This is a genomic window from Flavobacterium sp. DW-iso2 (genome assembly GCF_058725285.1).
On record NZ_JBZXDY010000022.1, the window covers coordinates 56,944 to 68,598 of the forward strand.

9 protein-coding genes are annotated in these 11,655 nt (G+C 34.1%); 1 reads left to right on the top strand and 8 read right to left on the bottom strand.

What is annotated here, in order from left to right; translation table 11 throughout:
• Positions 1–9 precede the first annotated feature (9 nt).
• The 5 genes from AC4PRO_RS13975 to AC4PRO_RS13995 all read right to left on the bottom strand — a co-directional run bounded on the left by AC4PRO_RS13975 (position 10) and on the right by AC4PRO_RS13995 (position 8,117).
• Complete coding sequence (locus AC4PRO_RS13975) at positions 10–3,408, bottom strand: CheR family methyltransferase (protein WP_492117760.1); 3,399 nt, start codon at positions 3,406–3,408, stop codon at positions 10–12.
• A gap of 15 nt (positions 3,409–3,423) precedes the next feature.
• Positions 3,424–3,834 carry a response regulator gene (locus AC4PRO_RS13980; protein ID WP_074723291.1) on the bottom strand — a complete coding sequence of 137 codons (411 nt, stop codon included), beginning with the start codon at positions 3,832–3,834 and terminating at the stop codon, positions 3,424–3,426.
• Positions 3,835–4,306: 472 nt separating this feature from the next.
• On the bottom strand, positions 4,307–4,732 hold the full coding sequence (locus tag AC4PRO_RS13985) for a response regulator (RefSeq protein WP_492117761.1): 426 nt from the start codon (positions 4,730–4,732) through the stop codon (positions 4,307–4,309).
• A gap of 1,258 nt (positions 4,733–5,990) precedes the next feature.
• Complete coding sequence (locus tag AC4PRO_RS13990) at positions 5,991–6,605, bottom strand: hypothetical protein (protein WP_492117762.1); 615 nt, start codon at positions 6,603–6,605, stop codon at positions 5,991–5,993.
• 558 nt (positions 6,606–7,163) lie between these two features.
• On the bottom strand, positions 7,164–8,117 hold the full coding sequence (locus tag AC4PRO_RS13995) for a hypothetical protein (RefSeq protein WP_492117763.1): 954 nt from the start codon (positions 8,115–8,117) through the stop codon (positions 7,164–7,166).
• Between the two features lie 100 nt (positions 8,118–8,217).
• On the opposite strand from AC4PRO_RS13995, the gene AC4PRO_RS14000 reads away from it, so the two are divergent.
• Positions 8,218–8,421, top strand: a complete 204-nt coding sequence (locus AC4PRO_RS14000; protein WP_492117764.1) for a transposase — start codon at positions 8,218–8,220, stop codon at positions 8,419–8,421.
• Positions 8,422–8,812: 391 nt separating this feature from the next.
• Here the strand turns inward: AC4PRO_RS14000 and AC4PRO_RS14005 are convergent, their stop codons facing one another.
• From AC4PRO_RS14005 to AC4PRO_RS14015, 3 genes are all read right to left on the bottom strand, one after another.
• Positions 8,813–9,292, bottom strand: a complete 480-nt coding sequence (locus AC4PRO_RS14005) for a hypothetical protein (RefSeq protein ID WP_492117765.1) — start codon at positions 9,290–9,292, stop codon at positions 8,813–8,815.
• Between the two features lie 129 nt (positions 9,293–9,421).
• Complete coding sequence (locus tag AC4PRO_RS14010; protein ID WP_492117766.1) at positions 9,422–10,507, bottom strand: C10 family peptidase; 1,086 nt, start codon at positions 10,505–10,507, stop codon at positions 9,422–9,424.
• A 472-nt stretch (positions 10,508–10,979) separates the two neighbouring features.
• Entirely contained in the window at positions 10,980–11,519 is a 540-nt protein-coding gene (locus AC4PRO_RS14015; protein WP_492117767.1) for a hypothetical protein, read from the bottom strand.
• Between the last annotated feature and the right edge of the window lie 136 nt (positions 11,520–11,655).

Consider the following 11,655-nt stretch of genomic DNA (forward strand, 5'->3'; position numbering starts at 1 on the left):
TGTTATTTATTACGGTTGTATAAGAGGTAGTATTACATGAAAGAATGCACCTTCATTTTCTTTTGAATTTGAAAAAATTTCTCCGTGATGGTTTTCAATAATTTTTTTACACAATGCTAAACCAATACCTGTGCCAATGTAAGTTTCTTTATCATGCAGACGTTGGAAGATAATGAATATTTGTTTTGCATATTGTTGTTCAAAGCCGATGCCATTGTCCTTGAAAATTATTTCGACATAAGGAATCGAAGGATTAAAGGAGGGATATTTTTCAACTTCTTTTTCTGAAAGTATTCGTGATGTAATGTTAATAACAGGCGGAACATCTGTTTTAGAAAATTTAAGAGCGTTGCTAATGAGGTTGTAAAAAAGCTGGTTCATTTGCACAGGGACCGCATCAACCATAGGTAGATAATCAATCGTTATTTTTGCTTTCTTTTCTTCTATTAATAAGTCAAAATCATTTAAAACGTTTTTCACTGTTTCGTTTAGGTCAGTCGTTGAAAATATTTTTTCGTGTTGGAGCAGTCGCGAATAATTGAGCAGGTCTTGTATAAGTGTTCTCATGCGGCTGGATGCACCTTGTATTTTGTTGAGATAGTAGAGTACTTCTGTGCTCATCTCGTTTTGGTGTTTATCTTGCAAGCGGTTGGAAAAGGTTAAAATTTTTCTCAACGGCTCTTGCAAATCGTGACTAGCTACATTAGCAAACTGGTCTAAATGACTATTACTTTGCTTTAATTCCTCGTTTGATTTATGGAGTGCTGCGGTTCGCTCTTTTACCTGTTTTTCTAATTCTTCGGCAAATGTTTTTAATTTTTGCTCTGCTAATTTCCGTTCCGTTATATCTTCAATGGCAAGGAGAATTAACTTCTCTGAATTTTTTTCATTTATAATTTGCAGTGCGTTCAGCAGCAAAGTACGTTTACCGATGGAAGGAAAATTGAGACTGATTTCAAAGTCGGTAAGGCGTTCACGTTCTGGAAGAATTTTTTCAAGCAAGGAGCGCATCAAATTATCATCCCATTGATGATTTTGAATTTCGTAAAATAATTTTCCTTCTGTATCTTGCTCTTCTGTATTAAATTTTTTGTAAAAGGATGCATTGGCTGTTTTGATACAGAGTCTTTTATCAAGTACGATAAGCGGTTCGCGGATTGTAGTCACAATGCTTTCAGCATAGTAGCGAGCGGTATTGAACTGTTCCTGCTTGTCGAGTAATTCTTGATTTACGATGATAAGTTCTTCATTTGTTGATTGCAGTTCCTCTTTGGATGTTTCTAACTCTTCATTCAAACTTTGCATCTCCTCATTACTGCTTTGCAATTCTTCGTTGGCACTTTGCAATTCTTCGTTAGAGGCTTCCATGTCTTCTGTAATGGATCGCATGTCTTCGCGGATGTGGGCCAATTCTTTTTCTAATTGCTCATTGTGTTTTTCTGCTAGGTCTATTTTTGTTTTTCCTGATAAGGATAATTTTTCTTCTTGATGCGCAGGAATGGCGGTTTTCTCAAATCGAATTAAGTAATGTCGTTCCACGGTATCAGTGAGCGGAATGATTTCTATCGCCACCAAAAATTGCTTTTCCCGCCCCACTTCGTCATTCATGGTAGCGTTAGTTTTTACAGGAATATCTAATTTGGTAATTGTTATTTGTTCCTTGGAGGCTTTGTGAATGGCGTTTCGCAATTCAAACCCTAAGCCTTCTCGTGCCATTTTCACTAGATTGTGAGTGGGTTTACCCTGCGGTACTTGAAGAAAAGGTGTAATATCTCCGTGAATATGCACAATGTCCAATTGCTCATTCACTGTTACGCTTGCAGGTGATCTGGAAATCATGATCGCCTCTGCACTTTTTCGGAAATCAGTTTGCTTCACTTCAATTTTGGTTGCGGATTTATCTTTTGTTGTCATCCTTTCGTCTTTGCGTTCGGTGGGAACATGCGTGAACCGACCCGGAGTTGGCTTGCGCGAATAAATTTTTTCATTCTTCTCCACTTGAGTAAACAAATCGGAGGATGCACCTACTGTTTCAGATTTACCGAGAAGAAGAAATCCGTTTTCTTTCAGCGCGTAATGAAAGGTGGCAAATGCTTTCTTCTGCAAAAAAGTATCCATGTAGATAAGCACATTGCGGCAACTGATTAAATCCATTTTTGCAAATGGAGGGTCTTTTAAAAAATTGTGAGGAGCAATCACGCACATATCACGAATGTGTTTGCTCACTTCATAACCGTCCCCATTTTTTGTGAAATAATTTTGGATTCGTGACGCAGAAAGTATTTCAACATCAGCTTTAGTATAAATTCCTGCGCGTGCTATTTTAATTGCTTTTTCAGAAATATCTGAAGCGAAGATTTGAATTTTTTTATTCTGTGCTTTCTCTCCCAAAAATTCGTCTAGGCAGATGGCGATTGAATATGCTTCTTCGCCTGTAGAACATCCCGAAATCCATATACGTATAGGTGCATCATCATTTTTATTTTTTAGAAAAGTAGGGAAAACTGTTTCTGTTAATGCCTGAAAAGTTTTCGGATCACGAAAAAAAGAAGTAACTGGAATGAGAACATCTTGAAAAAGTGCATCTTGTTCAGCTGTATTGGAGCTTAAAAATTCTAAATAGCTGGTAATATTTTTCTTTTTTACAATAGCACTTCTCCTTGCTATGCGCCGCTGTAAGGTTTGTTGCTTATAGTATGCAAAATCAACACCGCTTCGCTGGCGAAGCAACAAAATAATTTGTTTGAAAATATCATCATCTTTAACAAGTTGCTTTTCTACTTTGTAAACCTGGCTTGTGTTATACGCGCTGTTAATTTGCAAAAGCTGCGCGGGTATTTTTTCGGGAGCTAAAATAAAATCAACTACTCCCGCATGGATAGCACTTTGCGGCATACTATCATACGCGGCTGATTCCTTGTCCTGTGCAATGCCTATGCCTCCGTATTCTTTGATGGCTTTCAAACCTTGTGTTCCATCGCTGCCTGTACCTGATAATACAACACCAACTGCAAATTTTTTGTGCACTTCGGCCAATGAAGTAAAAAAAATATCAATGGAGAAATTAGTAGTCTTCTTGTTTCTGGGAGAAAGTTGGAGTACCCCATCGGTTGATATTAAAATTTTGTTGGAAGGAATGATGTAGATATTGTTAGGTGCAAGATGAATGTCTTCAGTAATCTCAAATACGGGAATTTTAGTAACGCGTTGTAAGATCTCAGGTAAAAAACTTTCGTGTGACGGGTCAAGATGCTGCACCAACACATACGCCATTCCAGAACTTTCTGGTATAACAGTAAGTAATCGCTTAAATGCATCAAGCCCTCCTGCTGATGCACCGATTCCTACTACAGGAAAGTTCTGCACGGTGGCAGACGGTTGAGTCTTAATTTTTTTTGGTGCTGCCATTGAAACTAAAAATAATTATTGATGATGTATGTTTTGCTTCGCCTGCTCCATTGCTAAAATTATTAGCTGCGGAAGTTTTTTTAGATCTACTGGCTTGGTGATAAAAGAGGATGCACCAAGTTCGCGGGTATAATCACTATTCTTGTGGTATTGGGATGCGGTGTAAATAATCACGGGAATATTTTTTAGTTGCTCATCTTCCTTTAATTTTTCCAAACAGTCTAATCCGTTCATCACTGGCATGTTGATGTCAATAAAAATAAAATCAGGTAGTTTTTTTGCCTTGTGCAATAGTTCCAAAGCCTGTGCTCCGTTCCATGCTCCAATACACTCATTGGACGCATTGATTTCCTTCGCGGCATTACTAAAATAAAGACGGTCGTCCACGTCATCCTCTACGATCATTAAAACTTTATGAGTTGTCATTTTTTCTGTGATTAGAAGAGTCTAAAGGTAAAGCAATAACTGCGCCTTTGATAGTATTATTTAAGTTTTTTATTCTCTTCTATTCTATTCAAATTTAGCCAGTCACTTTCTACGAAGTGGCCAGACCAGATAAAACAAAAAGAGTAGCATTTTTTTATTTTGCAGAAGCGGAGGCAAATTGAATTTACTGCTTCTACTTTATTGATTGGTGATTTCTTTCATCAATGGTTGCTTATCCTTAAAGAGTTGTGCACTACGTTTTTGATCTTTGCATTCTGGCGGGATTTTCAATCACAAAACCGCTAATATTTACTGGAGTTAAATATAAGCTACCAACTACAAGTTTACATATCAGCCTCCCCGATGAAAAATGCATGTTTGGGTGCCGCTCTCCCTCGGAAGATGTGTTGTTCAAATAGAGCGTAAACTGTCCTTTGAATTTAGGACTAAACAATCTGTTTCACGATTCAAGTTATTTAACATAATTTGGAGATTCGCACTTTTGCCAATACTCCACGATTGTCTTTATTACACTTTTTAAATCTTGAAAACGAGAAGGCTTGATAAAAAATCCTTGAATAGATTTTGAGTAAGCGTCGACAACAGCTTCTTGTTCAGCGCTTGTTGTAAAAAACAAGTACGGGATCGTTTTTAATCGTACATCTTCGTTTTCATGAATTTTATTTCTCAACTCCATGCCACTTAACTTTGGCATATTAATATCAGAAAAAACAATGAAAGGCTCACTGGTTTTTGCGGTCAAATAGCTAAGCGCTTCTTGGCCATCATTAAAAAAAATAAGTTCGTTTTTATAATTGAGTTCTTTAAACACTTCAATAAACATCTCTTGATCATCAGTGTCATCTTCAACGATAATAATTGCTCCGTTCTTATTCATTTTATTTTGTTTAAAAGCTTTTTATACAAATGTACAATTTCTTTTCTTGCAGAAAGCATCAAATTAGTAGTCTATCCAAGCACAACGTTGGATTCTGCTTTGTTTTTTTTTGTCTTATAACAGCATCAAGTGCCTTACAGAACCGTACGAGAATCTCGCTTCATACGGCTCTTGTCATACAAATCAAATCGTTTTAAAAAGTTACCAATGATAAAACATTGTTGCATATCGGTCACTAATGGTCGGGATGCCTAATTTGTGCTGACCTCCGTCTGTTTTAGGAATAATAACCTCCTTGAACGCTTGCCGAAAGTAACTTCCAGAGCTCATTCCCTTCCAAATTTTGTACAGATTCTTTAATAAATTTTATTGAAATTCTTTCACGCTTTCTTCAGCTACTCCTGCACTAACTTTGATAGAATTGACCTTTCGGTATGTTTCCCTTACCATCTTTTGGTTATCGGAATTTGTTTTGATTCTGTCATAAATAAATTAGTCATCCTTAATTTGATTAAGTTGTTAATATACCAATAACTGTATAACTAATGTTCTTCGCTTCACTTTCATTACAAAAGCTTCATCACTACTATAACACCATCCGTCATCCTTATGAAATTTGATACTTTAAGCCTTGCGGGTACTGCCCACTTGTGCCGTTCTCTTGACATTTCATAAGGACTTCCTGAGTTCCGTATAAGAGTCTAAATAAGGGTCATGCCTTCTTTATTGCGTTTGCGTTATAGCCAGTAAGTAAGTGGTTACTATAATTATCACCTATTCTCGGATAAATATACTGGTGACAAAATGTTCCAATGTCTCACAACTTCATCGCAGGTTTACTTGCGTTCATTTCTCTTATTCTCACCTGATTAATCTAGTTAGCCTTTTCCCCTTTCCGTTCGATATCTATCCATTACTTTCAAAGCACCAGGGGGCTCGTTGAAACCTCTGCTTGCACAGCGATTGCGGAAGACCTACTCCCTCCTCTTATACGACATTGACTAATGATCGCAGCCATTAGTTATTCACGGCACACTCCCAGCGATCTGGTTAGTCGTTTGTGCGAGAGTTCACTCACCGAAGAAACTTTAAACGTGTGTGGCTTTTAGCGCTAGCCATCTAACACTAAATTTTCAGGATGCCAGAATATTAAGTAGCGATAGCCATAAAAAAAGGGACGTTGATACGTTTTCAACAGCCCTTTTTTAAATTTTCTATTATTGTTTGATGCAACCTTAGGTTTTCAAAGTTTTGGCTTTTACCCACGAGGTTGAGCCGCGCCGAATTCTTTTTTCTTTTTATTCAATTCATCCTGTAGTCTGCGCATTGCTTTCTGTTCGCGTTCCAAGGCTTTTTCTTTATAGATTTCAAATTCTTTTTCAGACTGTTGTAACGCCAGTTTACTTTCTACGGTTATAATATTACTCTGTTTAAATTTAAAAATAAAAAACACTAATGTAGCAATCAATCCAATGACAATAAGGAAAAATAATGTTTTAAAAAACGTTTTTTCTAATTGAATACCCAAAAGTGATATACTATCCTTTTGCGATCTTAAGTTGGAAACAACAGTTTCTGAGGCAGTTGATTTGGCTTGTAAGTTGTCAATAACTCGTTTTTGGGAATTAAGAAAGTCTACATTAGCTAAAACTTTGTTTTTTGAAACTTTGAGAGAATCAAGGACATTCGATTGTAACTTAAGTAACGAAGTTTTTTTAATGACTTTGTAATCCTGAAAACTATTTGATTTATCAATAAGATTCTGAAACTGACCTTCTACGGTACCTGAATCGATAATTTTGTTTGGAGTTTGACTAAAAGTGTTTGCTGTAAAAAGAAATAGGGCGATTGCCGCAATTGTAATGTGCTTCATGAGTTAAAATCCTTTGAATTCGTAACTAAGTATAAAACTAGTTTTTGTTAGAAAATATAACGAGCCATAAAACTAGTTATTGCCGCTATAATAGATTTCGAGCACATTTAACTAAAGTTATTGTGGTTTTTCATACAATAAAGAATTTTGAAATAAATTTTCACTCGTTGCAATGCCTGCTGACTTTGTATCTGCAAACTAGGATGGCAACATAAATATCAAACAGGGGCTTTGCTCAGCCAACTTTGTTGAGCGGGTAATTTATGTACTATTTTGGTCTTTGATTAGCGTGGTCCGCCTGCTTGGTATCTTGGCGATAGCCAAAGTTCAGGTCCCTGTGAAAATTAACTTTGTGGGTAAGGGAAGTTGTGTCAAAAAGTCAAGGAAATCACGATAAAAACCACTGTAATCGTACTGCAAAAAAAAAGAGGAAACTAAATCCTCTTGTAATCCTTCAAATTATTTTACGATAACTCCATAGAGTTAGTGGAATCTCAACCGGTTCCGTTCAACCGCGGGTTCATTGTTGGCTTTTCAAGCCCAACAAAGCCTTAGCTGTTAGTGGCTGCCTTTATTAATCGGATTATTCATTAACCATTCTTTTTCGCTTTCCCATAAATAGTATTCTTTTTTGATTTCTAAGAGTGAATAAATATCTTTAATAACTTTAAAGTGTGGGAATTTAATTAAAAAGATCATTGCAATTATAAGTTCAGTATAGCCATGTAAACCTATAACTTCAATATTTCGTTTTTTCGAAATCAATTCTTTTATCCTTTTAGTAACATTTGGAATAGCTTCTATATTTCCGAATTTAACGACTCCTTCAAGTGCTATAAATTTATTTTTGCCTTTTTTTAACTGTTCTATGTATAGAGCGAGTTCTTTTTCTTTTGCTATCATTAAGATTGCTCCCAAAGCGCTTCCTGATATGTCTTCTTTCGAATGATTTATAAATTCTTTAATTTTTGACAGACTTCGTTCTGAACCTGATGAAGAAAGAGATTGAAGTGAATACAATATTTCATAATGATTAATTGAATTTTCCAAAACTTCAATTAATTTATTTTCACAATCAATAGTTTCACAGTTTTTTAATGCACAAATAGCACGATAGCGAAGAGTTTTAGATTTGTTATTTAGAAAGTTGAAAACATTTTCTAAATTAGTTTCTTTCGGTTTTTCAAAAGAGGAGATGATGTTTAGTAAATTTTCAATAATCGTTTTGTTTTTTTCTTTTTTAAGTTTTTGTAAAAGAAAGTTTAACGATTCAACATCATTATTAATTATTGCAATTTTGCTAATTATATAATAGGCTTTATCTCTTTTATTTTCATCTAATTCACTATTAGCAATCTCAAAAAGTGTAGGTAATAAATTTTTATCAGTAAATTTATCGACTTCTCGATATGCATTATAAGCTATACTTTCGGAATCTGATTTTTCAGTATTCCTGTCACACATTCGATTAATTAATTTTTCTAAATTAGTTCTCATTTCTTCGGCTTTCATGTAAGGTTGCCACTAACGTCAGTCTGTGAAAAAACCTCCGTTTAATTCTATCAAATATAAACAAATAATCTAATTATTAGACAGAAAAGTTGTATATTTAATGATGCAACACATCACAGGAATTGCGCGCAATCAGATGGTTTTTTCTAGTTTAGAAGATACTATTTTACCAGAAAACCCCGTTCGTTTTATTGATGCTTTTGTCGAAGCGGTATCATTACACACTTTAGGTTTTTCTATTCAAACCTTAAAGACGGAAGGTCGCCCGAGCTTTGATACAAAAGTTTTTCTAAAGATCTATTGATACGGTTATCTCAAGGGTCTAAGAAGTTCCAGAACTGCAAAGCATATCACGAATTTCAATAAATCAAATAAAAAAATATAAGTAAAGCCAGATAAGTAATGCGCTCGCAATATAGAATTACGATGGCTTTTAACGACTTATTCGGATTGGACTTAGGAATTGCTGCTTAAAAAACAAGCTTGTTTAGCGTGTCTATATTGAATTATACAACTATAAATTTTGATGTAATTCAGTGAAAAATGGAGTTTTTTCACAGCCTGACGTCCCAGCGCTACACGAGGTTGGGGACTTTCGAAGCCGAGTATTTTCGGCTGAACGTAAACTTGAAAAACAACGCTAATTCCACTAAATCCCACAATAGACACAAACGACGGTTGCCTGAAGTTTACTTTTACTTTATTATATTAATACTTCTGTCTTTATTTTGCGGGTTTGACATATCCCATACAAATTTATTATTATACCAAATTTTATCACATTGAAGCAAAGATCCATCATTGCCAGATTCTCTTCTGAAATGACATTTTATAGTGTCAGTATCAGTTTCATTCCATTTTATATAAGTAATTGGAAACTCTTCGGTTTCTGTTGTGTTGGGGCCTAATGCCATGCGTAATGGTAAATCATCTACAAGAAATTTAAAGGCTCTAGGATTGTCTAAATTAGATTGATAATATTCTTTTACTTCATTATTAATTAAATAGAATATTTTAATATTATTCTCTTTATAATTTGTTGTGTTTAATAAATTATTACCATTTATATCTTTCAAATAAACAATAATTCCTGTATCTATTGATGTGCTTTGAACATTATTATCTTTACTACATGAAAGCAGTAATGTGCAAAATAAATAAAATAAGTTTTTCATAATGATTAATTTAAGGTGTTATATTGTAGTACATTTTAGGTTGATAATTGTAAGTATGAGTGCTAGGATTAAAATTATTAAATGAATACCAACCATTATAGTTATTAATGGAATCACCCCAGCCCCAATTCATGTGTAATTGAAAATACCCAATTCCAGTACAACTACCTTGTATTTCATCATAGGAATAAAAAGTTGAACTACGGAAGCCATCGCAAACCCATGCATGACCATCTGTATACATATTCCAAGAAATACCATCTTTTTTTCTACCCCCCCCGTTAAAATCACAGGCTTATTAACTCTGAGTTGTTGTACGACAACTTGATAGTTGTAATCACCCCCTGATGCGTTTGAGTAATGAAAATCATCTCTAAAAGTTGATGCAATTTCATCTTCTGAATTTGCACTGGAACCATTACATCCATAACTCATCCTAACCGCCCCTCCAATATCTCTCATTAGTATAGCAGTGTCATTTGTACCGTATGAGCTTGGCATATTTGCCCAGTTATAAGTACTAGGTTTTTGATAATATTTCATTATTTGTGCCATTGCAGTTGCAACACATCCTGTAGGAGATCTATTATTTGGATTACCAATACATTCAAATGGAACTAGATTATTATATCCATACCATTGCCCCCAAGTTGAAGATAGTAAAGGACCAACTGTCTCAACTACGTCGTTCGGACAAACTGTTGGGTCATTGGGTGCTATTCTATTAACTTGATTCCATTCTTGCTTTTTAATTTCAGATTGTGGCTTATTTTCAGTTTTAATATTTTCAATATTTTTTGTTTGGAAATATAACCAATCTTTAAGACCTTCCGGATAATTTAATGTGTCTTTTTGAAAAGTTGAATTGTCTGAAAAAGCTAAAATAGGACTGTTTCTGTTGTCAGCAGATACTATTATAAAACCTCCATTTTGGTAGTTTATCACATAAAACGCTGTTTCATTTTTTTTAGTTAATATAGGAAAAACTATTCCAATTTTTTTACTTTCAGCACCTTTACTGAATTTAGAAGATTTTTGCTCAGTTAATGTTAAGTTTTTAGCAATATCAATTGCATTTTCTTTTGAAATTTTGTTTATTTCTGTAGCTAATTGAATTTGAGTCTCATTGTCATTTTGACATGAATTTAGTAGCATTAATAGACTCATAAAACTAAAGAATGAGAACTTTAGTACCGCTTTTTTGGTTTTTTCCATAGTAATTTTGGTTTTAAATTTCAGGCAACGTCAGTCTGTGAATAAACTCAAAATGGGTCTCTGAGAATCGTCTATATGAAATTTTTCTCAGACAGTCCCCCGAATAACTTCTCTTTTTGAATTAGTTTTTTCACAGCCTGACGTTTGGTCGCTTGGCGATGTGGCGGATTAAGGAAGCCTAATCTTTCGGTTAATGACTAATTTTCCAAGTACAAAACCATCTTCAAATTAAGCCAAATCCCGCCATATTGCCAAACGACGGATATATGAGGGCTATTTTAACCGTAAATTTTAATTTTTATGCAAAATTTTTTACTTTTCTGCTTTGTAAGTTTAAATTTTCTATGATCTCAATTCAATTTTAACACGTTAGCTTTTGGTTTCAATTTTCACGTTTCAATTTTTGTAAAACAACTTGTTCAAACGTCTAATTTATAATTTTTCTTCTGGAATAAATGGATGTTTAAATTATTTATTGAATCGGTATAAATTCATTTTTATCAGTTTTTACTGACCAATTTAGTTGCCAAAGTTTACCATTTATTTTATCAAGAAGTAAAAAATACCTGCTATCTATAGTGGGATATAATGTGAATCTATTTTCTATGATGTTTTTTTCTTCAATTAAAGTAGAATTATTTATAGGTGAAATCTTGTTTTTTTCAAGTCTAATATCCCAAGTATATTGCCATATTTTTCCATTTATTTGGTCTAGTAGTAGGAAATTATAATGATCAGCGGGAAAGAGTTTAAACCTATTATCTACTTCATTTGTTTTTTCAACCAAAGGCAAATTAGTCGCGGGAATTTCAAATTGATTTGTTTTTTTATGATTTAAATCAATTTGCCATAATTGTCCATTACGTGTGTTTAATTTGATTAAATAACCCCAATGTATAGTAGGTGAAATGCTATATGTTTTAATATAATTTCCATTTTCTTCAATTTGAACTTGCGCAAATAAATTAATATTCAAAAAAATTAAGATTGCTAAAATTGTATGTTTTCTCATTTCAATAGGATTTTTAATTATGTTTTATGTGGCGAATTAGCTCTCATATAACGTCAGTGTGTGAATAAACTCAAAATGGGTCTCTGAGAATCGTCTATATGAAATTTTTCTCAGACAGTCCCCCGAATAACTTCTC

Coding starts and splice junctions, on each gene's coding strand:
- AC4PRO_RS13975 (WP_492117760.1), bottom strand. CDS start 3,408: ATGGCAGCACCAAAAAAAATTAAGACTCAACCGTCTGCCACCGTGCAG.
- AC4PRO_RS13980 (WP_074723291.1), bottom strand. CDS start 3,834: ATGACAACTCATAAAGTTTTAATGATCGTAGAGGATGACGTGGACGAC.
- AC4PRO_RS13985 (WP_492117761.1), bottom strand. CDS start 4,732: ATGAATAAGAACGGAGCAATTATTATCGTTGAAGATGACACTGATGAT.
- AC4PRO_RS13990 (WP_492117762.1), bottom strand. CDS start 6,605: ATGAAGCACATTACAATTGCGGCAATCGCCCTATTTCTTTTTACAGCA.
- AC4PRO_RS13995 (WP_492117763.1), bottom strand. CDS start 8,117: ATGAAAGCCGAAGAAATGAGAACTAATTTAGAAAAATTAATTAATCGA.
- AC4PRO_RS14000 (WP_492117764.1), top strand. CDS start 8,218: ATGATGCAACACATCACAGGAATTGCGCGCAATCAGATGGTTTTTTCT.
- AC4PRO_RS14005 (WP_492117765.1), bottom strand. CDS start 9,292: ATGAAAAACTTATTTTATTTATTTTGCACATTACTGCTTTCATGTAGT.
- AC4PRO_RS14010 (WP_492117766.1), bottom strand. CDS start 10,507: ATGGAAAAAACCAAAAAAGCGGTACTAAAGTTCTCATTCTTTAGTTTT.
- AC4PRO_RS14015 (WP_492117767.1), bottom strand. CDS start 11,519: ATGAGAAAACATACAATTTTAGCAATCTTAATTTTTTTGAATATTAAT.